Annotated in this window: 24 protein-coding genes and 1 pseudogene; 9 read left to right on the top strand and 16 right to left on the bottom strand. The window is 39.5% G+C overall.

Annotated features, from left to right (window positions below; translation table 11 throughout):
* Positions 1-5: 5 nt before the first annotated feature.
* The 5 genes and pseudogenes from PL8927_RS24140 to nagA form a co-directional block, all read right to left on the bottom strand.
* Positions 6-881 carry an alpha/beta fold hydrolase gene (locus tag PL8927_RS24140; protein ID WP_083626013.1) on the bottom strand — a complete coding sequence of 292 codons (876 nt, stop codon included), beginning with the start codon at positions 879-881 and terminating at the stop codon, positions 6-8.
* A gap of 169 nt (positions 882-1050) precedes the next feature.
* A complete protein-coding gene (locus PL8927_RS24135; protein WP_083626012.1) occupies positions 1051-1407 on the bottom strand; it encodes a DUF1815 family protein in 357 nt (118 codons plus the stop codon).
* A 400-nt stretch (positions 1408-1807) separates the two neighbouring features.
* On the bottom strand, positions 1808-2020 hold the full coding sequence (locus PL8927_RS24130; RefSeq protein ID WP_083626011.1) for a DUF2839 domain-containing protein: 213 nt from the start codon (positions 2018-2020) through the stop codon (positions 1808-1810).
* Between the two features lie 78 nt (positions 2021-2098).
* A pseudogene (locus tag PL8927_RS29205) lies at positions 2099-2302 on the bottom strand (GGDEF domain-containing protein); the annotation flags it as partial.
* A 120-nt stretch (positions 2303-2422) separates the two neighbouring features.
* Positions 2423-3646: an N-acetylglucosamine-6-phosphate deacetylase gene (gene nagA, locus PL8927_RS24120; RefSeq protein WP_083626010.1), complete on the bottom strand. Its 1224-nt coding sequence runs from the start codon at positions 3644-3646 to the stop codon at positions 2423-2425.
* A 72-nt stretch (positions 3647-3718) separates the two neighbouring features.
* On the opposite strand from nagA, the gene purE reads away from it, so the two are divergent.
* On the top strand, positions 3719-4198 hold the full coding sequence (purE, locus tag PL8927_RS24115; RefSeq protein ID WP_197047554.1) for a 5-(carboxyamino)imidazole ribonucleotide mutase: 480 nt from the start codon (positions 3719-3721) through the stop codon (positions 4196-4198).
* A 466-nt stretch (positions 4199-4664) separates the two neighbouring features.
* Here the strand turns inward: purE and recA are convergent, their stop codons facing one another.
* Complete coding sequence (recA, locus tag PL8927_RS24110; protein ID WP_083626008.1) at positions 4665-5750, bottom strand: recombinase RecA; 1086 nt, start codon at positions 5748-5750, stop codon at positions 4665-4667.
* A 271-nt stretch (positions 5751-6021) separates the two neighbouring features.
* On the opposite strand from recA, the gene PL8927_RS24105 reads away from it, so the two are divergent.
* Positions 6022-6618, top strand: coding sequence for a pseudouridine synthase (locus tag PL8927_RS24105; protein ID WP_083626007.1), 597 nt, complete (start codon positions 6022-6024; stop codon positions 6616-6618).
* Between the two features lie 259 nt (positions 6619-6877).
* Positions 6878-7681, top strand: coding sequence for a PEP-CTERM sorting domain-containing protein (locus PL8927_RS24100; RefSeq protein WP_083626006.1), 804 nt, complete (start codon positions 6878-6880; stop codon positions 7679-7681).
* Positions 7682-7748: 67 nt separating this feature from the next.
* Here PL8927_RS24100 and PL8927_RS24095 read toward each other — a convergent pair whose 3' ends face one another.
* Positions 7749-8483, bottom strand: a complete 735-nt coding sequence (locus PL8927_RS24095; RefSeq protein WP_083626005.1) for a peptidylprolyl isomerase — start codon at positions 8481-8483, stop codon at positions 7749-7751.
* Positions 8484-8509: 26 nt separating this feature from the next.
* Positions 8510-9514, bottom strand: a complete 1005-nt coding sequence (locus tag PL8927_RS24090) for a calcium-binding protein (protein ID WP_083626004.1) — start codon at positions 9512-9514, stop codon at positions 8510-8512.
* A gap of 516 nt (positions 9515-10030) precedes the next feature.
* Between PL8927_RS24090 and PL8927_RS24085 the strand changes: the two genes are divergently transcribed.
* The 4 genes from PL8927_RS24085 (at position 10031) to PL8927_RS24070 (ending at position 13093) form a co-directional block, all read left to right on the top strand.
* Positions 10031-10324 (top strand): hypothetical protein, encoded by a 294-nt coding sequence (locus tag PL8927_RS24085; RefSeq protein ID WP_083626003.1) that lies wholly within the window; start codon positions 10031-10033, stop codon positions 10322-10324.
* Between the two features lie 234 nt (positions 10325-10558).
* The gene (locus PL8927_RS24080) at positions 10559-10885 is read left to right on the top strand and encodes a hypothetical protein (protein WP_083626002.1); all 327 of its coding nucleotides are present in this window, start codon (positions 10559-10561) and stop codon (positions 10883-10885) included.
* A gap of 36 nt (positions 10886-10921) precedes the next feature.
* Positions 10922-12628 carry a GNAT family N-acetyltransferase gene (locus tag PL8927_RS24075; protein ID WP_083626001.1) on the top strand — a complete coding sequence of 569 codons (1707 nt, stop codon included), beginning with the start codon at positions 10922-10924 and terminating at the stop codon, positions 12626-12628.
* A gap of 141 nt (positions 12629-12769) precedes the next feature.
* Entirely contained in the window at positions 12770-13093 is a 324-nt protein-coding gene (locus PL8927_RS24070; RefSeq protein ID WP_083626000.1) for a hypothetical protein, read from the top strand.
* Between the two features lie 259 nt (positions 13094-13352).
* Here the strand turns inward: PL8927_RS24070 and PL8927_RS24065 are convergent, their stop codons facing one another.
* The 8 genes from PL8927_RS24065 to PL8927_RS24030 form a co-directional block, all read right to left on the bottom strand.
* Entirely contained in the window at positions 13353-13745 is a 393-nt protein-coding gene (locus PL8927_RS24065; protein ID WP_083625999.1) for a HetP family heterocyst commitment protein, read from the bottom strand.
* Positions 13746-13844: 99 nt separating this feature from the next.
* A complete protein-coding gene (locus tag PL8927_RS24060) occupies positions 13845-14072 on the bottom strand; it encodes a DUF4926 domain-containing protein (protein ID WP_083625998.1) in 228 nt (75 codons plus the stop codon).
* Positions 14073-14138: 66 nt separating this feature from the next.
* Entirely contained in the window at positions 14139-14417 is a 279-nt protein-coding gene (locus PL8927_RS24055) for a DUF6883 domain-containing protein (RefSeq protein WP_083625997.1), read from the bottom strand.
* A gap of 74 nt (positions 14418-14491) precedes the next feature.
* Positions 14492-16177, bottom strand: coding sequence for an HlyD family efflux transporter periplasmic adaptor subunit (locus PL8927_RS24050; RefSeq protein WP_083625996.1), 1686 nt, complete (start codon positions 16175-16177; stop codon positions 14492-14494).
* Between the two features lie 424 nt (positions 16178-16601).
* Positions 16602-19691 (bottom strand): ABC transporter transmembrane domain-containing protein, encoded by a 3090-nt coding sequence (locus PL8927_RS24045; protein WP_197047544.1) that lies wholly within the window; start codon positions 19689-19691, stop codon positions 16602-16604.
* Between the two features lie 663 nt (positions 19692-20354).
* Entirely contained in the window at positions 20355-20765 is a 411-nt protein-coding gene (locus tag PL8927_RS24040; protein ID WP_083625993.1) for a hypothetical protein, read from the bottom strand.
* Positions 20766-20992: 227 nt separating this feature from the next.
* Entirely contained in the window at positions 20993-21175 is a 183-nt protein-coding gene (locus PL8927_RS24035) for a hypothetical protein (RefSeq protein WP_083625992.1), read from the bottom strand.
* A gap of 127 nt (positions 21176-21302) precedes the next feature.
* The gene (locus PL8927_RS24030; protein ID WP_083625991.1) at positions 21303-21842 is read right to left on the bottom strand and encodes a peptidoglycan-binding domain-containing protein; all 540 of its coding nucleotides are present in this window, start codon (positions 21840-21842) and stop codon (positions 21303-21305) included.
* Between the two features lie 149 nt (positions 21843-21991).
* Here PL8927_RS24030 and PL8927_RS24025 point away from each other — a divergent pair, with 149 nt between their 5' ends.
* Both PL8927_RS24025 and PL8927_RS24020 read left to right on the top strand, forming a co-directional pair.
* Entirely contained in the window at positions 21992-22282 is a 291-nt protein-coding gene (locus PL8927_RS24025; protein WP_156093318.1) for a DUF1501 domain-containing protein, read from the top strand.
* A 100-nt stretch (positions 22283-22382) separates the two neighbouring features.
* On the top strand, positions 22383-22693 hold a 311-nt coding region (locus PL8927_RS24020), incomplete at its 3' end, for a helix-turn-helix domain-containing protein (protein ID WP_156093317.1).

Here is a 22693-nt window from a genome sequence, read left to right as displayed (position 1 = left end):
CCTAACTAACGCCTTAAAAAATTCAACAATTCCCGATTTACGGTTTGGGGAACTTCCTGTTGCATCCAGTGACCACAATCAGGAATTAATTGGAGTTTAAACGGGGCTGCAATTAATCGATCTAAACCTTCAGTAAGATGATGACTTAAAAAGGAGTCTTCTTTGCCCCATAATACTAAAGTGGGAGACATCACTTTTTGAGGAGTTCGCACCCAATCTAATAACCAAGTGGGCGGCCAAAATAAATGACGATAATAACTCATCGCCGCTTGTAATACCCCTGGTTTTTCTAAAGCGGCTTCATAAATTTGAGTTTCTTCGGCGCTAAAAGCACCTTTACGAATGGCGTGTTCTCGCAACGCATTGGTAACAAATTCTTTTAAATTTTGTTGAATTAACCATTCAGGAATTCCCGGAACTTGAAAGGCAAACACAAACCAACTGCGGCGAAGTTGATCTAAATTACTGACTAATTCTTGAACAAAACGATGGGGGGGCGGAGCGTTAAGAATCGCCAAACGGTTGAGAGATTGGGGAAACTTTTGAGCGAAATGCCATGCAATTAACCCGCCCCAATCATGCCCAACGATATGAGCTTTGACGTAGCCTAGACGTTCAATTAATCCTTGAATATCAGTACAAAGGGTATCTAAATCATAGCCACTTTCCGGTTTATCCGAATCGTTGTAACCGCGTAAATCAGGGACAACAACTTTAAAATAACGGGCTAGGGCGGGAATTTGATAGCGCCAAGCGTACCAAAACTCAGGAAACCCATGCAGGAGTACAACGAGTTCACCCTCGCCTTGGGTAACCGTGTGTAAACGAATGTTATTCGTCTCAACAAACAGATGTTGCCAATCAGATTCTAGTGTTACCATAAACTCCAATCTTGTTGCTCACAAGCGCTGCGGCTGACATCTTAGAGAATCTCCTCAACGGATTGGAGCAATGCGGAACAGTTCTTCTGATTTCAGATTACCACTTACAGGGAGTTGTCATACTCCCTCAAAATCATTCTTCGGTGCACAACACAAAATTTTGCGTCTTCTACACACGCTGGATGAGTTTGGGAGTCATGACCAAGGGGGAAGCCGATGGCATTCCTCGGTAAATCATTAAGTTGGCCAATTCCTGTAACTGTTGAATAGCTTCAGCCCCTTCTAGTTTCATAAGTTCCCGGTCGTCGCGCATTTCCGTCCAGGTAATTCCATAGTCCGACACCAGGAAACGAATCAGATGATTTTCGCCCAAACTCACCATGAAGGAGGCGCTATTCATCTGACCGCCACAGGTGTAGCAGGAGGCGAGATACCCTTGTCGTTCTAGCACGGTGGCTAGAGCTTGGAGGTTCATCACCAAGTCCTGAACAAATTTGCGGTGTTGTTCTGCAAGTCTGAGAAACATAAATTGTCCTCCTATCACCACACCTAAGATCATTTTCAGAATCTAACATAATCTTAAGGTTTTGGTGCTGAAATATTAATCTTAGTCTGACCCGCCTTAATTGAAAAGATCACCTCCCTCATGTTAAAACACAGAATGTTTTGCAGATTAACGAAACCACTGGTTTAATAAGGTATCTAGGAAAACAATAACGTTAAATTTTTTCTAACTTTACTGTTCTAGTGAGGCTCAGATCCTGATCCACAAAGGTAAGGTAAGGAAACTAGGTCTAAACCTATTAAAAGATTTAATAGTTTTGATAAGTTTAGTCCCTAGGGATCGGATCTTTGATCTCCAGTGTTGGGAAACAGTTCTCCTCACAGAAACACTGATTGAGATGAATATATCTTTCCGGTGAACCTCAATCAATTTGCCACCAGCCCAATCCAGGGCCGATAAATCGAATCGTAACCCAGACGGCAACAAGTAACCCAATGCCTAACCAACTGGCTTTAGAGGTAATCTCTATGAATTGTTGGCTTTGGTTTTTGGTGATCGGCAGCCAAGACACAATCTTTTCTTCTTGGCCATACTGCTCTTTCAGGTTTTGTTTTCGGCGTTTGGCTTCACCCATATTTGTATACAAAAGTTAACAGTGAATCTCATTCAATTTTATTTTATTTCATTTAGGGGAAAGTTGCCGGATCAGAAGTTAATGGGCAACAACAACCCGATCTCGTCCTTGAACTTTCGCCTGATATAAGGCTTTATCTGCCTCTTGAATCACCAATTTTGCCGTTGTTCCCTGTTGGGGAAATATTGCAATCCCTAAAGAAATCGTTACAGGACTTAAAAATTGATTGCGATTGTAAATTTTTAAGTCCTTAATTCCCTGACGAATCTGTTCAGCTTCTAAAGCTAATTGTGCAGCGTTTCGATTCCCTTTTTAAAGATGCCCAAATAAAAATAATCCCAGTCCATTAAATCTCAACAAGGTTACAATCAACCCTGGCAATGACTGACGATTATTCATAAGCTAGATGTCAGGGAACAGTCGCTGCCAAGTCAAGGTGGTGGTTTGAGAACAGAGATGAACTTTCCAGCGCAAGAGATGGGTAGCAGATTGACCAATAAGAGAAAACAGACCTAGAGCCTGTCGAGGGGCTGTCGTGGCTAAGGCGATCGCATCTCCGACGTTACAACAATTCCATTGAACTAAATTTTGCACCCCGATTAATAAGGGTAATGTGGTTCCGGCTAAAGTACCATCGCTTAGACGGGCTGTTCCTTGTTTGACTTCAATTTGTCGTTGATCCCAAGGATAAACACCATCGGGTAGTCCCAAAGGTGCTAAGGCATCACTGACTAAAAACAGGGGGATTAAATTAGTCGTTTCCTGGGTTGCGGTTATTCCCGACATTCGCAAGAGCAACTCCACCATTAAGGGGGAAACGTGTTGTCCGTCAGCAATAAAGCCAGATTGAACCTTTGGATTTACTAACGCCGATCCTAATAAACCGGGTTCTCGATGGTGTAAACTGGGCATGGCATTGAACGCATGAGTTACCATCGTTGCCCCCAGTGCAAAGGCTTGTTCTGCTTGGTCTGCGGTGGCTTGGGAGTGGCCTAAACTCACAATAATGTCTAAATTGGTCAAATGGGGAATAACCGTTCCTGTGGGGTCTAATTCCGGGGCTAAAGTAATGATTTTAACCCAGTTTCCATAGTCTCCTAGAACCCGTTGAACATGATCCAGCGTTAGGGGTAACAAATGCTCTTGGGGATGAGCCCCACGTTTACTGGGATTGAGAAATGGCCCTTCAAGATGAACCCCTAATATTTTAGCGGTGGGTTGGTCTGGAGGAATCTGTTGGATAAATTGGGCAATTGTTGATAGCGATCGCTGTATTTTCTCAACAGAAGTAGTCACAATAGTAGGCATAAAACCATCAATTCCCTGTTGCCATAAGTATTGACAAATTTTGGTTAATTTAGGAAAATCTTGGGGTTCTAAATCGGGAAAGGCTAATCCTAATGCTCCGTTAATTTGTAAATCTATTCCTCCCAAGGATAGCCAATCTCCTTCGAGATCTAACCGTTCTATTTCTGCTGTTGATCCAGGTTGAGACGAAACCTTCATCGGTTCAATATTATAGATTTGACCTTGGCGAATTAAAACTTGTTGTAAATTTTGTGATCCAGGGAGACGGACATTGATAATATCGAAGGTAGCAGTGTCTTGCTGTTGTGTTGTTGTCATGAGGAATAATTTAAGACTTTGAACTCTACATCATTATTTTCTAACTCTACTCCTCCTGTTGTGGGGATTATCATGGGGAGTGATTCTGATTTACCCACGATGAGTGCTGCGATCGCCGTGTGTGAAGAATTTGGGATTTCCCATGAGGTGGCAATTGTTTCGGCGCACCGCACCCCAGAACGGATGTTTGAGTACGCGAAAACTGCCCATCTGCGAGGTCTGAAGGTTATTATTGCCGGGGCAGGAGGGGCAGCGCATCTACCCGGAATGGTAGCTTCTTTAACGCCTCTACCTGTAGTTGGAGTTCCGGTGACAACTCGCACGTTACAGGGGGTTGATTCTCTCTATTCTATTGTACAAATGCCGGGGGGAATTCCGGTGGCAACGGTAGCGATCGGCAATGCTAAAAATGCGGGTTTATTAGCGGTACAAATATTAGCCAGTCATGATTCTGAACTATTACAAAAGGTTTTAGATTATCGAGAAAATCTCAAGCAATCTGTTCTGGAAAAACAAGAGCGTTTAGATGAAGTGGGTTATGCAGAATATTAATAAGAGTTAAAGGGAATTACGAATTACGAATTACGAATTACGAATGGGGAATAGCAATTATTTGTAGCAGACATTTCAGGATTTTTATATTAGTTTTACTAATTATTTATTTTAAATAAATTGGATTTTTAAAAGATTGTCAGGAAATCCTGATATTTTAATGAAAATAACTCTCAAATAGTTGACGAGTTTCTAGGGGTTCTGGTATACTTAAGAAGATGGCATCCAAGGGCTTAGTGTGTCTATATGCAGAAACAGGGGCTAAAACCCTTATGGTGTTGTAAAATATCTTGATTCTCTGACCAAATTTCTGTGTGGCGATGCACGAGTTTTTAGAAGAAACGGTTTAATCCGAAATGACCCGCTTGACAAAATCAACAAGTTATGTAGAGACGTGCCATGGCACGTCTCTACGGGGAAAAGGCGGGTTTTGTAACCGTTATCAACCTACCCCCATCAACATCAATTATTCTTCTTCTGAACTGCTATCAAACTCTTCTTCATCATGACTATCAACTTGGGTGACAGAATTGGCTGAAACCACAGCACCACTGTCTAAAGCCCCTCTAACTTTTTGTTCAATTTCCGTCGCCAAGGCTGGATTTTCTTCCAAATAGGTTAGGGTTTTATCTCGTCCTTGACCAATATTATCACCGTTATAACTATACCAAGCTCCTTTGCGTTTTAATACCCCTGTTTCTTCCGCTAAATCAACTAAACAACCCAAGGTAGAAATCCCTTTTCCAAAAATAATATCAAATTCTGCAATCCGAAAAGGCGGGGCGATTTTATTTTTAGCAACTTTAACTTTAGCCCGAATTCCGTACTCATCGGTTCCCCGTTTTAAAGTTTGAATTCGACGAATATCTAAACGTACAGAGGCATAGAATTTTAACGCATTACCTCCGGTTGTGGTTTCCGGGTTTCCATAGACAACACCAATTTTTTGACGCAATTGGTTGAGGAAAATCACGGTACAATTCGACTTACCAATATTACCCGTAATTTTGCGTAAGGCTTGACTCATTAACCGAGCTTGTAACCCCATGTGAGCGTCCCCCATATCCCCTTCAATTTCAGCCCTGGGAACTAAAGCAGCAACGGAGTCAATCACAATAATATCAACAGCCACAGACCGCACCAACTGATCCACCACTTCTAAACCCATTTCTCCGGTGTCCGGTTGAGAAACGAGTAAATTTTCGGTATCGACGCCTAAGACAGCCGCATAGCTAGGATCTAGGGCGTGTTCGGCGTCTACAAAGGCGGCGACTCCTCCGGCTTTTTGGACTTCTGCGATCGCGTGTAAAGCTAATGTAGTTTTACCCGAACTTTCTGGCCCATAGATTTCAATCACCCGTCCCTTGGGTAAACCCCCTCCCAAGGCTAAGTCTAGGGTTAATGCGCCACTGGGAATGGTTTCCACTTTCATCCGGGTGGCGTCCCCTAAGCGGACAATAGCACCTTTACCAAAGCTACGCTCAATTTGGTTTAAAACTTGGGTTAGAGCTTTTTTCTTTTCAGAACTAGAATTATCTTTTACTGTAGCCATTCGCTGTAATTTTAAGTAACGGTTAACGGTAAGCGTCCCAGCCACCCTAGATGCTAGTCTGCATAACTGGTATGGTAGCAGTTTTGCTTCGGTTGTGACTATGATGGATCTCCATTGCCACCGACGAGCTTAACAATTTTTTGCAGTTTGTCTGCATCAGATCGAATGGAACCTTTTTCTATTGTAAGCCAAACTTGATGTTTTCGTCAATATAAAATTACAAGCTCTAGCATTTTTAATGGATCAAACTTGATAAAAACGAATTGCACTTATGTCCTACCGATATATTTTGTTTTACAAACCTTATGATGTTTTGAGTCAGTTTACCGATGAAGATCCGACAACGACTCCGCGTAAAACCCTCAAAGATTTTATTTCAATTCCGAACGTTTACCCCGTTGGACGCTTGGATCGAGATAGTGAAGGATTATTATTATTAACCAATCATAATTTAGTTAAACATCGGTTAATTGATCCTAAATTTGCCCATCCTCGAACCTATTGGGTACAGGTAGAACGCATACCCGACAAAATCGCCTTACAACAGTTGAGTCGGGGGGTGCAATTATCGGATTATCGGACAAAACCTGCTCAAGTGCAATTACTCCCCACAGAACCCAGTTTACCGCCTCGTGATCCTCCGATTCGATTTCGTAAAACCGTACCGACAGCTTGGCTAGAACTGACGTTAACGGAGGGTCGTAACCGTCAAGTGCGGAAAATGACGGCGGCGGTGGGGTTTCCGACGTTACGGTTAGTGAGAGTGGCGATCGCACATTTAACGTTAAACGGACTCCAACCCGGTCAATGGCGAGATTTAACGGCTATTGAACTTAAAAAATTGATGCAAATCTTAGGACAGCTTTAATTGTTGTAGAGAAGTGAGAGAGCGCATTTTCACAGAAATAGCTTTGGGTGTAATCAGAGAAAATCACCATCTGTTTTTGCACCTAAAGATTTTATGGGATCTTTACAAAAAAAACTAAAATCTTTAAATTACACCCTTTTAATTTCCTGGGTTACTAGACTATATTAAATCTATTGATTATCGGTATTGATCCCTTAATACTTGCTGATTGAAAATTTAATCCAGAAAATTTAACATGAATATTCCATCCAAATCTACTATGAAATCATTCATAGTAGCCACTCCTGTCATTGCTTTATTAAGTAGTATTTCCCCTAGTTTTGCTGGCACATTAGCTACGGCTGAAGCCGAAACTTTAATTTATAATTTTAGTCAAGTTCCTACCAGCATTTCCACGTTTACAGATACTCAAACCCTAGCATTAGCTTTTCCAGGAACTGTATTCGCTGAAGCCAATGCTAATGCCTATTTTGATGTTAATTTTTGTTTAGAACCTGACTATTGTTTTCCCCTGGCTAACAATAGTTCTCAAGCGATAACTGTGGGAGAAGGTCAAGAATATTTAGGTTGGGCTCAAAGTCAAGCAGCAGCTATTGGTTATCAATTTGAAATTGCTGAAAATCAAGAATTTTCTTTTGATTTTTTATCGATTTTAAGTTTAGGAACCCAAAAATCACTGCAACAAGAATCGACTCAAGCAGCAAATTATATCGCTTTCTATTTGTTTGAAGACTCTACCGATACTTTGTTAGATTTCTTTAGTCTAAATAGCTCATTAAATTCTGCTAACAACTATGATTTATCCATAGAGAAAAGTAATGGGTTTGAATTATCGCTGTTGGAAACGACAAACGCTGAAGAAAATCAAGCCTCTGTCAATATTTTGTTATCAGGATTATATTCTCGTCAGCTTAGTGAAGGTCAAAACCTGACATTAATTGCCTATCAAACCAGTTCAACAATAGTCAAAGCACCTGAACCTTCAACATCCATTGGGTTATTAATTATGGGTGCATTAGGAATAGCATTAGGCTGGAAAAAGAAATCAAATTTATCTGATTAATCTTGTTAATTTATTAGTTTAAGCGTGCATCTTATTAGGCTTTAATAAATAACGTCAAAGCAAATTTTTAAGCGTTATAAAGCCGATAATTTAATTCACTAGCTAACCAATCTTTAAATAGTTTTTGAAGAATCTCTTGATAACGTTGAGGAGTTAATTCAGCTTGAATAAACTCCTCAACTAAGATTAAATGATAACCTTGGTCAGTTTTGACTGGACTTAATATTTCTCCGGGAGTTGAACCAAATACAATTGCTGCAAAATCCGCTTTTAATCCCCAACGATACAGTTTACCTTCATATCCGCATTGTTCACGACGTTTAGGGTCAATATCATATAAATGGGCGGCATGATAGAAACTAATTTCTTCTTCTTCTATTTGATAAAATAATTCTCTAGCCAAGCGTTCATAAGGAACAATAATTTGATATAATGAAACTTGCTCAAAATTCAAGCGATTTTGAATAAAGTATTTTTCAACTTCTTTAGAAAATAAAAATTCTGCTAATTTTTGGGATAAAAGACGTTCTCGAATTCCCGCTTCCCAGTCATCGGAAGTGAGCATTTGGTCAGCTAACCAAGCTAAGGTATCCGTCGCCTTTTCTAAGCGTTTTTCATAACGTTCTTGGTTAGCTTGGGTTTGAATTTCTTCAGCCGTTACCGTAATTGCTCTTTCCTCAGCAACTTGATTGATTACTTTTTGAGACAATATCTTCTGATAGACTTCCTTAAATTCCAGATTTCGTTTTAGGAAACCAATAATTTCCTCATCATCAAGTAAGTCTTTGGAAAGTTGAACCATGATCATTTGTGGTAATCCCAACTCTTTTAGCTTAACATTAGCAGATCGTTAGAAATTACTATAAAATCGGCTGACGTTAATTTTGTTTGTCCATTGTCAGAAACTGTACCTAACACAACACCCAGAACTTCAGATTGACTATCGCTACTGAGTTTAATTACGGTAGCATCAAGATTACCATCAGCATCAGAATCAAAGGTTTCTAATATTAACGGTTGTGCGATTAAGTTTTCCGACAATCCAATCTGATCAGCTTCATCTGCATTAAAGTCTGTAATTATATCTGCTAAATTCGGGTTGGTGTTGGGGAAATTGGGATTTGTGCTTAAAACGAATACATCCGCACCTGCTCCTCCTATTAATTCATCCTGACCTAGATCACCAATCAGAATATCATCACCGTTGCCACCGATTAAGATATCATTGCCTTTTCCCCCTCTAACAAAATCTTGATCATCTCCTCCATCAAGAGTATCATTACCTTCGTTTCCTTGTAATAAGTCTGTTCCATTTCTACCTTCAATTTTATCGGCGCCTTTAAGTCCGAGTATTGAGTCATTCTCATTGCTACCAATGAGTTGATCATTTTCGATACTACCGAGTTGTGGTATGCGTTCAATTTCAGAAGCCACAAAGGTCAAAGGATTCGGTTCTGGACTAATCTGAATTAAGATACTAGAACTAGAATTATTATCGTTATTATTATTATCAGGTTCTAGGATTACGGTTGTCTCTGTCGTGGGTAATATATCCGTACCACTAATAGCTGTTGCTGTCGCTTCACTAGAAGTAGCATCAGGAATAAATACAGACTCACTACTGTTTTGGACTTCTCCGGTTGGGGAAGTTGTGGTAGCTTGACTTTCTCCTCCCGCACCGATGTCATTGACAATAGAACTAGAACTAGAACTAGAACTACTCCCCTGAAAATTGGCATCGGGGGAGTTAATTGTGGTAGTTGGAGATACTGTATTTATAAGCTCATCTAGGATGACGAGAATATCGCTCGAACTGTTGGTAATATTGCTCATTTGCCATGAAAGGAAATAAGTTGATGTGGTAAAAATCCAAAAATTCAAGAACTTTCAGATTAGGTATTATTTACCAATTTTGAACACTTTATCAGTCAAATCAGATTGTAACTAAGTTATCAAGATCGTTGTTGCCAAAATGGCAGTTTTTTTATAGATAACTTGTAAAAAAGTAAAAAAGCATAATTTTTTTGATTTTATATAAATAATATTGGATTAGGCTAGTTTCTAGGGTTTTCGCACCCGTCAAAATTAATCTGCCACAATGGCAACATAGGTGAAAAAAGCCTAGCTATATTAACAACATCAAAGGAACACAAGGTTGTTCAGCCAAACAGAAAAAGATTCTGCCAAAATGGCAAGACAATCTGGGTTGACTTTGATAAATTGATAATACAAAAACAAAGCTGTTACCCAATAAAGATTCTGCCAAAATGGCAACACAAAGACCACAAGGCAATCTAAATTAGGTAAGAGGAAAACCAAAAAACACTAACTCTAAACAGGACAAAACCAATGATTATTTCTGATCTGAACTACTTAGAAACTGCTCAAGAAAACATTCAAGGTGGCTATTACTTTGGCGAGAGCACCTACACTTCTACAAAACAAAAATTGAAAATCAAGCTGAAATTAGCCTCTACCGTTGATGTTAAAGGAAACTTTGCTGGTGCTGAAGCAGATGCACTTGCTGAGGGTAATAATACATCTTCTCAGGCAATCACTAGCACCTTTACTGACGATCATACCTCGTTCTCTAATGCCACTTCTACTTCTGGCACTGGTAATAGCTATAGCTTCCCGTGGTAATAAACTGCTTTTTTGAACTGATAGCAATATATTGACTTATCAAAATAAACTAACGTCGGAATCTAAAATTATGTTTCTGGCGTTGGTTTTTATCGTTAATAACTAATATATTGCCAGAAAAAACCTAGATATTAACTCTATTATTAGAATGACAATAGTACCCGGTTTTTTCCTGAAATTTCGCGTAAATCATCAAATATATTCAGTTTGCTTAAAACTTTTTGTGAGGTAGATATGAGCAGTTTCTTAATCATCTCTGACTTAAGTTATTTACAACCCATTACTGAAAGCAATATTGTATTAGGTGGTCGCAGAGTTTTCGCTAGTACAAATACAATGACAGCAACGGGGTCTGAATATGCCGTAGCTGGTGCTGGTGCTGGTGCTATCGGTGAGATGACTTATACGATTACTAATACCAAAACAGAGGTTAAAAAAGTGGGTAGTCTCAAATCTAGTAAATCTAAGGCAACAGCCATTGCTTATGCAAAAACAGGAAATGAGACTGCTTCATCTTCAAGTTTTGATACTTCAATTTCGCTGAATTTAACCCATATTTAATCATCTGACTTTAGCGAAAAAATTAATTAGAATGGCATGAAAATTGATATTATTGACGATTTTCAAACCTTTAATCAAGTCCGAAAAAATTGGGATTTCGTATATGAAGCTGATCCTCATGCTAACTTTTTCTTATCCTGGGTTTGGCTAGTGGGATGGTTGCAGATGGTTGCAGAATTCTGGTTAATATTAGCGGTAAAACCGGAAGCTAAAGATTCATCTTATGTTGCATTTTTTCCTCTAAAACTGATACTAGAACAACAGGATGACGGGGGCTGTTATACTCAACTCTACATGGCAGGAAATAGTGTAGCAGATTACACGGGATTCCTGAGCTTACCTGCTTATGAACAAGAGGTAATTCCAGCTTTTGCCAGTTACATCCAGCAGCAATTAGTCTGGTCTCGTTTTGATATCCAAAATATTCTGGAAACAGATCAACGGATGTTCTTTTTCTTGAAATGTTTTTCTGAAAAACAGTTTGAATTCAGTCAACACCGCATTTTAAATAATGGAGAAAATACGGATAATTATATTGCTCCTTATGTTTTATTAACAGATGACTGGGATCAATATCTTCAAAACAATGTCGGTGCAAATACTCGCCAAAAAATCCGGCGTTTTTTTAGAAAAATCGAAAGTTCTGACGAGTTTCGGATCACCCACATAGACGCAGATAATGTGGATTCTCATATTGATATCTTACTGGGGTTATGGGAGTCAAAATGGAGAGAGAAAAAAGGTGATAAATGTGACCCAATTATGGCTTATATTCGCCAGATTTTACATCATTGTTTTGAGAATAACTGTCTTTATCTTCCGGTTCTCTGGAGAGGGGACAAACCTTTATGTGCGATCGCCAACTTTATTGATATTCATCAGAAGACGATGCTATTTGTGATTACAGGTCGTGATCAAACCTTTAACAATATCCCTACGGGATTAATTCTCCACGCGAATGCCATTCGATACGCGATTCAAAACGGATTTAAAGTTTACGACTTTTTAAGAGGAAATGAGGAATACAAGTATTATTTTGGAGCTAAAGAGCGTCGAATTAAACATATTGTTGCTAAATATAAGACTAGCCCGAATAGAAAACTGGATATCAGAATTCTTCCTTCCGCCTTTGGGCTAACAATTCAGCATCATCGAGAAAACAAACTGACCGAAGCGGAACAGGGATATCGTCAGATTTTGGAAACTCAGTCAAATCACCCAGAGGCACTTTTTGGACTGGGGGTTTTGATGCGGCAAAAAGGCGAGTACCAAAGTGCTGAAAATCTCCTCAAAGATCTGCTTCAAATTCAGCCTAATTCTATCAAAGCTTTATTGAGTTTAGGGAATTTATATCAAGCTCAAGATCGGTTTTCTGAGGCAATAGAAGCTTATCATCAAGTCTTAGTTTTACAGCCTGATCTTGTCGCTGCTCACAATAATATGGGTTATGCTTTGCAACAGCAAGGCAAATCGGAAGATGCGATCGCCTGCTATCAAAAAGCTCTGAAATTACAGCCTGACTGCGTTGAAGCGGAGGTTAACTTAGCTAATATCCTTCATATTCAAGGTAAACTTTCCCCCGAAAAACAAGTCCATTACGCAGCAATAAACAATGATTTAGGCTGCAAATGTAAACAGCTTGGTGATTTAAAAACGGCGATCGCTTACTATCAGCAGTCTATTTTAATGAATCCCAACTTGGCGGAAGCTCACGATAATTTAGAACAGGTACTAAAACGATAATTCGATGGCTTTTAGTTGATATTTTATAGCTTTTAATTCAAATTAAAACAATTAAATTATTAACAAATAATATCAGCTTAAGTATTGACTATTTAAGCTTGATTATGTATGATAAAAATATAATTAATTCCCACAAAAATTATGATGATTGCAGATTTATCCTACTTGGAAAATATTTGTGAAAACGAGTTAATTTTAGGAGGGGCTTTATTGGCATTAACTGCCTCTGCGTCGGTCGGGACTGGGAGCACGTTGGCGATTACAGATGTTGAGATTAAAAATAAAGGTAAAGTGACAAAAGCAACAGGAATAGGAACAGCCCTTGCTCTTGGCACAAATCCTCTAGCTGATGTTGATGTTTACTACCTAGGCTTTGATAAAGTCAAGATTAAAGTTGGTTCTGGAAAAGGAGAAGACTATGCTTTTGAGACTCTGAAGATAAAAGCAATGGACTTGCCCAACTGATCAATCTTGTCACCCAATTTGAATACTCCCTTTACTCTTAAGGAAAAGGGAGGGTTTAATATGTTTAAATCTTTTTAATTAACAAAAATAACTTATGGCATTTTTTTTAGAGAATGTTCAAAAAAAAACCTGCTTGAACACAGGTGACTGTAAAAGATGAAAAGACGTGGAAAAGCGGATTTTTTAAAAAAAGTCAAAAACAGACTCAAAAAATTTTTTTAAACTCAGACCAACAGCAAATTGAAATGGGATCTGGGGTTTAATTAAATGTCCAATGGGTAGACAAGCCTTTGTGAACTTCTAAATTCCGACATCCCCCCGAAACCCCATGACCCGCTTCGGGAATGGGTTCTAAATAAGTTAAGTCCCGAATTGGGTTAACATTAACATTAGCAGAGGTCTTAGTTTTAATGCTGGACTGAACCGAAACACTGTTACTTGGAGGCTGACGATTAGAATTATTATCCTTAGTCAGTCGGTTGTAAGTCCGATAAGGAATATAATGCAGGGGATTATACCCAGCAAAACGCAGAATTAAAACACAAGCCCAAGAATATTTTCCTGATAGAATTGCATCTAGGATTTGTTCAAATTGTTCTTCACTCATCGTTTTAGCAACTTTCGAGTTATTGTAGGAATATTGAGCCGACATTTTCTTTACTCCTCATCTGTAAGTAGTGTTTTACAAATCGATGCCATTTTTCTGCAATTGCAGAATCGGATTAAGTGATTTAAAAACGGCGATGGCTTACTAAGCTGTTACGCATTTAAACTCTCTATCCGCTAAGGGTTGATAATGTAATATCATTATTTGGCTTCCCTTGAGAGTTTCTAAAGCATAAGATTTACCCGTTGTGTCGCTAAATTCTACTTCAAAAACACAGGGTTCGTACACTTCAACAATCGTGCCAACCTGACCTCGATGTAGACCCAATTGGGGTAAATCTTCAAGTAAAGCAACAACATCTAATAGTTTCATAATTCAATCTCCTTAGAGGATATAACAAGTAACTAAACGCGGAAAGTTTTCATCATTTTTCACAATCTAAACGCTATGAATTGTAGCTGTTTTGCCGTTGTGAGTCATTGGGAAATCAATAACATATTTCTGTCCATATTGATTTCGCTTATCGAGAACGGCATCTGGTGTTTTGACCGCTTGCAAAAGAGCAGATTTGAGAACTTCTACATCCTCAATTCCCAAGTCTAGGGCTGACCTAAAAACGCGGGCTTTGTGCTGACCCTCTGTGTGTGAAGGGTTCAGAGAATACCCCTTTAACTTTTGGCTATCAATAATGGCGTTTTCAGGGTTGGGTAGTTTCATTTTACTTAACCTCAGAATCCTGGGAAAGCCCTATCATGCTGACATTTTCTTTACTCCTAATCTGTAAGTAGTGTTTACAAATCGATGCCACTTTTCTGCAATTGCAGAATCGGATTAAGCAGAATATCCAGAATTCGACGACGACGAATGATAATATCCGCACTAGCCGTTTGTCCAGGTTTTAACTTAATTTTCTGCTCCTGTTGCAAAATATAATCCTTTTTTAACACAATTTCTAATTTATAAACAGAGCCAACTCCTTCATCAACTTTAGCATCGGGTGAAATTGAGTTAACAATCCCTTCAAACACCCCATAATTTTGATAAGGATAAGCATCAAATTTGACTTTAACCGACATTCCGGTTTTCACAAATCCGGCTTTGTCATTTGGGAGACTTGCAGTTAAAATCAAGGGTGCATTTTTGGGTGTAATTTCAGCAACGGTTTGTCCGGGTTGAATCACTTCTCCCTTGTTAAACACATTCAAGGTAGAAACAATACCATCAACAGGGGAATAGAGGTATCGTTCTTGAAGTTTGGCTTCAGCCGTTGCGATCAAGTTTTGAGTGTCTTTAATTTGCGCTTGTAACTGCGTTACTTCTAACTCAGTTTGTTGAATTTTTTGCTGAGTTTCGACTTGAATTGTTTTCGCCTCTGCTTGTCTTTGGGCTAACTCCGCATTCAATCGTTCAATTTCAACTTGAGATTGTTTTAATTCTCCTTGAGATTGGGTGATTAATCGTTGTCGATCCCGGAAGGTTTGTTCCGCTTGAAAAATCTGTTCTTGGGTACTATTTTTTTCTGATAATTGCGCTTGAACAATGGCTCGTTGTTGATCCCGCAGATTTTGTTCAGCTTGAAATAACAAATCTTTAGAAATAGCGCCACTTTCTAATAGAGGTTGTAGCCGTTCTAGCCTTTCTTGAGCCGCTAATTCTCCCTCCTGTAATTTTTCAATTAGGGTTTGAGTTTCAGCTTTTAAGGGTTGTAAAGATTCAACTCGTTCTTGAGTTACTTTGGCTTCAAAATTGAGTTGATTTAGTAACCGTTGATTCGAGGCAATTTGGCTTTTTACTCGTTCAATACTCGCCTGTTGAGCTTGAATTTGAGCCCTGGCGATCGCCGATTGAGTTTGGGCTTCTAAATGAATTCGTTCAATTAAGCCTTGTTTTTGAGTCAGTTCAGCTTTAAAAGAGGTGAGTTGTTGTTGTAATCTCGTTAATTCTGTCGTGGCAATCTGTCGATCCAGTTCGGCTAAAACCTCACCTTTTTTAACAGTTTGTCCTTCTTTAATCGGAATTTGAGAAACTTTTCCTAACTCAACGGGATGAATTTTGAAAACTTTCCCTTGGGGTGCTAATTGACCTCTGGCTTGACCCACTTCATCAACGGTTCCAAAATATCCCCAGGCGACAAACGCCACACAAAAAATAAATCCTCCTAACATTAATTGCAGAGGAAAAGACGCTGGCGGTTGATCAAGTAAAGATTGTAAAGCACTTGACCAGTCTGCTTTTGGAGCCGGAACATTGGGTAGATGGGGAGATTTTTTGGGGGCGACATCTGTTACGGGAGGTGTCAGTCCGGGAAAGGGAACAGAACCCGCTATCCCGCCATAAATCTGATCGGTTTGTTCTGTTTTTTCCAGACTGAATTCTAGATCCTGTAAGTATTCCTCCGGTGTGGTTATAGACAATCGGGGGTCTGGGTGATGATCAATATTTGTCTTGAAAGAGGAAAACAGTTTGTGCGGTTTCATAAGCTGATGTAAAAACTAGCCAACAAAAGTTGATATCTCAATGGTTTTTTAGGAAATTAGGTTGAATCGAAAAGCAGCGATGTGATAGCAAGGAACAGGGAATAGGGGGGAAAGACCTCACCATAAGGTTTTCTGTAGCAGTATGAGTCCTAACCCCAATGCCCGCGACTTTTAACAATAAGCGACGACCGATCACAGGTGCTATTCGACTAACTACCGCACGCAAATCAGTATCTAGGGTTTAAGTGATCCCACGTTTAGGCTAGTGTTTTGGTTTTAATCAGAATCCTCTGTATTTATACTAGGGTAACTTGTGATTTGAGACTGCCAATTTGGCAACTTTGTTTAAGAAGTTTTGCGAACAGAGCAGACAGGGGAAACTTCACGTCTCGATTTGAGGTTTCTATTTCGGGTTTGTTCATGTTCATAAATCGAGTTGTTGTTGGGCTAAATGGTAGTAGAGTCCTTGAGTCGCCATCAGGTGTTCATGAGTTCCTTTTTCTACTAAAATCCCTCGGTCTAAAACCAGAATACAATCAGCACTTCTGACCGTTGAGAGACGATGGGCAATAATAATCGTGGTGCGATCGCGTTGCATCTGTTCTAAATTGCGTTGAAAACGGTGTTCACTTTCAGTATCTAAAGAACTGGTAGCCTCATCTAAAATTAAAATTCTAGGACTTCCTAATAAAGCTCTGGCGATCGCAACTCGCTGCCGTTGTCCTCCCGATAAACTTGATCCCCGTTCTCCAACTTTGGTATAATATCCTAATGGTAAACTCTGAATAAACCCATGAACTTCCGCTAATTTAGCAGCCTCAATCACCTGATCTAAATTATATTCATCTCGATACAGAGTAATATTCTCTAAAAGCGTTCCTGAAAATAAATAACAGTCCTGGGGAACAACGCCCATTTGTGAACGTAAAGAAGGGGGAGAAACATGACGAATTTCATGTCCATCAACATAAATCTGTCCGGTTGTGGGATGATACAACCCTTGCAGTAATTTAACTAGGGTGCTTTTCCCGGAACCACTACGCCCCACAATCGCAATAGTTTGACCGGGGGAAAATTTAAAAGAAAGATTTTGCAGAGTATTCGTTTCTGCATCTTCTTGATAACGAAAAGTAACGTTATCGAAATGAATTTCTCCTTGAATTTGGGGTAATATAATTAACGGTTTTTGGGGGCTTTCTTCCGGTTCCTGTTCAAACACATCATTTAACCGTTCAACTGAAATTAAAACTTCTTGCAATTCATCCCATAATCCCACTAAAGCCAGAATCGGACTAATTACATAACCCTGCATCATATTAAAGGCGACAAACTGACCAATTGTTAACTGATCTTGGATCACCAAATTTACACCAAACCAAAGTAAAGCTGTACTGCCAATAGAATTAATTAATCCACTGATAAATCCCAAATTAATCCCTAATTTCTGAGCTTTAAACTGAACATTCATTTGTTGAGTTAATCGTTCTTCCCAACGCCACCGCAATTCCGGTTCCGCCGCTACTGCTTTCACCGTATTAATTCCCGTCATTATTTCCACTAAAGTTGAATTTTGATCAGCAGCGGCATTAAATAATTGACGGGAAATATGCCGTAACATTGGCGTTGCTGCTAAGGTTAAAATGATAATTAAAGGCACAATTGCTAAAATTAAAACTGTAAGTTTCCAGTTGTAATAAAGCATCAATCCTAAATACACAAACCCGGTTACAACATTCAACGCAGACAACAAAATTTGACCGACGAGAAACCGTTGAATTTTCTGATTTTCTTGAACGCGGGTAATGATATCCCCGACACGACGGGACTCAAAGAACTTTAAAGGAAGTTGTAGAGCGTGGTAAATAAACCCCCCAATTAGGGTTAAATCTAAGCGATTTGATAAGTAACTCAATAGATATTGTCGAATCGAAGATAAGCCTAAACTCCACACCCCAAACAATAACAATCCCAAGGCAAATACATTCAAACTGGTGATGCTTTTATTCACCACCACCCGATCTAAAATAATCTGGGTTAATAACGGAGTGACAATTCCAAATACCTGAATTAATAGGGATAACAGAATAATTTGTAATCCCAAAAATCGATGAGGCCAAATTACCCCCGCAAACCGACCGAGAGAACGTTTTTGCTCTTTGAGTTCATAGAATTGATCGGTGGGTTCTAATAGTAAAGCATAGCCCGTCCATCCCGTTAAAAATGCCTGACGAGAGAGGGTTTTTTTGCCCTCCGCCGGATCAGCAATCACCACTTGATGGCGACGAACTTTATAGACCACAATATAATGATCCCCCTGCCAGTGGGCAATCCAAGGGTTTTTTTCAGTTTCTAAACGATTCAAACTTGCCCGTACAGGTCGCGCCTGATACCCTAAGCGTTCTGAGGTGAGGGTGAGGTTTTTTAAAGATACCCCTGAGCGTCCCACATCCGCAATATTACGCAGGGTATTGATACTCAAATATTTTCCCCAATACTGACTAATCATCGCCAAACAAGCAACCCCACAGTCGGAGGAGCTTTGCTGTTCGACAAAGGGATAGCGTTGCCAAAATCCTCGCCAGACTCGTTGACGTTTAGGTTGGGGAAAGCTGAGGGTTTGGGGGGTTTGGGGAACAATAACCGGGGTGGGGTTAACGGTTGCAGGTTTAGGGGATACGGTTATCTGCTGTTTCTGGATCTGGGATTTCCCACCTTGTACAGATGTTGTCTGGAAGGTTTCTGTGGGAAGTTGATACACGACTAACTCCGTTGCAGCCCTCCATTCTGGGGGGATGGGATCGAGTTCTCCCCAACTGTCGCCCACTTGGGGAACAATATCGGCCCCTGTAATTTCTCCTTGGTACAGCCAAAACCGTCCAGGTTCCGTTGGGATCGCCTTCAGTAAGGCAGTTCCAGCGCTGATGTGATGTTCGGTGCAGTTGGATAAAATCTCTTGGAGTCGGTAACTGGTGAACCGTCGCAAGTTTGTTTGTGTTTTGAAAAATAATAACCGTTGTCGGTTTTCAATGGTGGTTTGTAGATAGGTTTGTAGCGCCGGAATCTGTTTAATCTGGGTCTGGAGTTCGACAATGGAAATTGAGGCAACGATGACATCATTGGTGGCGATCGCTTGATAGGATAAATGGGAGTATTCCCATCCCTGTTGATCCCCCCCAAAGGTTTCACCGGGTTCAACAACTAAAACCGAAACCTCCCGATTGAGATGTTTGTCCTCAGCCAGGAGTCGGACGCGACCTGCAAGCACCAAGTAAACCAAGGGTTTTAGGTTAGGTTCGGTATGAACAGTTTTTTGGGGGGAAAGGGGTAAGCTGTTAATACAATCTCCCAGTTGAAACGAGTGGAGATGCCAGTCTTGACTCCAAGCTTCAACATGAGTAGTATCGGCTTGAATTTGTGTTAATAAATTTTCTAAGGTTGCAATCAATAAGGACTGAGAAATCTTGGGGTTAGGAATGGACATCCGCTCCCGTTCAGTAAAGTTGGGGTTAAGCATTGTTGCGAGGGAATAAATAGTGTGAATTGGCAATCGGTGAAACAACCCGTAGAAATATGAAATTAGGCTTCTCTAGCCTTCGGTTCAAAGTTTCTTCGGAAGGGTAATATCCCCATGAAAATCGAGACTCCTACAAACAAGAGTCAAGCGAAATCCAGTAAAAACTTTGGTCTGACAACGGGATTGCTTTTCAGATAAGTAGAGGATTCTGATATTCAACCAAGCTGTCTATGGACGTAAGACCTGTTGCCATAATGGCATATTTTGATCCAGGGTGTCCTTCCATTTCAGGACATTCCGATCAGGTTAATTAAATCTTTAAGTCTATCTTTACATTGACAGATGAAATCTTAGGGCTTGTAATACCTATGATATAAAAGGTTGAGGGGCTTTTGTGTCAAAAGTTTATATAAAGTTAAGATTCGGAGGTTACGGTTAGTGGGACTTAGTTGAACGTAGTGGGACTTAGACAAAAAGGAGTCAAAAATAGCTTCAAAAGCATACAGGAAAAGGATTTGAGCTTGAACGAGAAACAATCCAATAGTGGCAAGGGTTTGCTGCCCTTTTTTGCTGATCGACCTTTTTCCATTACAATAACCGTATTCAAAGCCCACGTCTTTCAAGCGTGGGATGTAAAATACCCGCCTTTAGGCGGAGTGAAAGTTAACGGGAATCTGGTAAAAAATCAGTCATAATTTCATCAGGTTCATCATAGTCTTCATCGTTTGTTAAAAGTTGAGCAAAGGTAGAATTGGGAGGGATAGAAAGCTCAGGAGAAACTATTTTTTCAAGGCTAAATATTTTGGCTTCTAGTTTAGCGACTTGATTTAATAACTGTTCTAAGGACTGAACTTTTTGCTTTAAAATTGATAACTCTTTTTGAATTTCAATATTGGAAGCTTCTAAATCTATTGAGGCTGGAGCAAAAGCAGTCTTGATTCGTGCTAAATATTGACCTAAAGCTTCTTGAACTAATTCTTCTACAGTTCGTCCTGTTTCTAGGGATAATTCCCCTAATTGATCAGCCCATTCTTGGGGAACTGTTGTTTCTATTTTTGTATTTTCTAAGCTCATGGATATCAATTTTTTTAATTAAAATAAACGTCAACAGACTCTTGATTTATAGATATTAGCATATTTGGGTAGAAAATAATACTATTTTTTGATTAGCAATTGATAATTAGAATTTTTGAAGGCAGACCCAAAATGCAAACTACAATTCATTTATCAAGATAAAAGACGCAAAATCTTGCGTCTTTTGAATAACAGAAAATAAATTCATGAGGAATAATAATTGAGTTTTAATTATTATCTGAATTAGGAAAAGTACGCTTAAACTCTTCAATTAAATCATCGATTTCTTCTAAAGCTTGATTAACGTCAATTCTGAGAGTTCCTAAGTTAGGTTTTTCTAACAGCTTCAGCAGAGATTCCCGTTTTGTCTCAATTAAAGCAACTCGTTCTCGAATGGTGTTTGTGTCCATGTTCTATTTCCTGCCAGTAATCAGTTATCAGTTATCAGTAATCAGTCAACAGTCAACAGTTATCAGTCAACAATCAACAGTCAACAGTCAATCTATTGAATATAGTTTAGCACGGGATGCCGAAGAATTAAATCATCGGTTTGATAAATCGTTGATTGGCTCGAATAAAAAACGCGCCTCCTTGATAAGAAATTACTAACCAAGGTTTACCAACTTGATCAAATTTAATCGGATAGCGGTACTCAGGATGCAGCATCAACACCGTACCCGTAGGGAAACGCATATCAATAGAATAGTTAAATCCAGGGCCACTGCGAGCATTTAAAGTTTGAGAACAAATAACTTGCCATTGTTGCCAATTTCCGTTAATAAAATCGCCTAATTCATTAGCAACAGGAGGATGTTGAAGTTGATTAGAATAGGCTGAATTTTGATTAACATCCGTAGAATTTTCAATAGCTGCTACAGCCGATTGAATTTTCAGGCGAGTTGTCTCCCCAACTCTCCCATCAACGGGTAATTCCATTTCTTCTTGAAACGCTTTGATTGTTGCTTCTAACTGTTCATCAAAGGGCATTCCAAACCGCCCAATATTATAGCCTAAACGTTCTAACTGATATTGAATTTCTCGAACCTTCGCCCCGATCTCACCTCGTTTTAAAATCATTTGACTTCTCCTCTCAAAGTTCCGGTTTTGTGCTATCTTATGGGAATACTAAATAACCGTTAACATTGTCTCCTTAATATTAAATCATTCTCCTAACTCAATTAACAAGATTTATCCCCCTTCCCGCCCTTTTTAATGAGGCTAAAATCATGGATAGACGGCAATTTTTAAAATTTGTTGGAATTGTAGGAACATCAGCGATCGCAACTTGGGGCACTCAGGGATGGATTGCTAAAAGTTTAGCAGCTTCTCCCTCCTCAAAACGCTTAATTGTGATTTTCCTCCGAGGTGGAGTTGATGGTTTAAACGTGGTAGTTCCCTATTCTGAACCCGAATATTATACCGCCCGTCCTGTGATTGCTATTCCCAAACCGGGAACCGAAAAGGGTGTCTTAGATTTAGCTTCTTCCGCAAAGAGTGCCCCACGACTGACCCGTTAGGGCAGCGTGGGATACTTCGACAGGCTCAGTAACAGAATTGCTGTCAGGGACTAGAATGTTCAATAATTGGTTATAATTAAAAAAAAGGAGGTGATTTAAAGTGCTGAAGGCTACAAAGGTTAGACTCTATCCAACACCAGAACAGGAATTAGCATTGGCTAAATCTTATGGCTGTGCAAGGTGGTATTGGAATTTTGCCTTAAATGCCTGTATTCAGCACTATCAAGAAACTGGTAAAAGCCTAAAATTATCATCCTATAAGGGAATGTTACCTCAACTCAAAGAAGATTGCTACTCATCGGTTCTTCAATGTGTAGCTATAAACTTAGATAGAGCTTACAAAAACTTTTTTGAGGGACGAGCTAAATTTCCCAATTTTAAATCTAAACATCACAAGCAATCAATTCAGTA

It is taken from the genome of Planktothrix serta PCC 8927 (assembly GCF_900010725.2).
GTDB classification, from domain to species: Bacteria; Cyanobacteriota; Cyanobacteriia; order Cyanobacteriales; family Microcoleaceae; genus Planktothrix; species Planktothrix serta.
The sequence above is the reverse complement of the archived record's forward strand: the minus strand, read 5'-3'. Positions and strand labels throughout refer to the sequence as shown.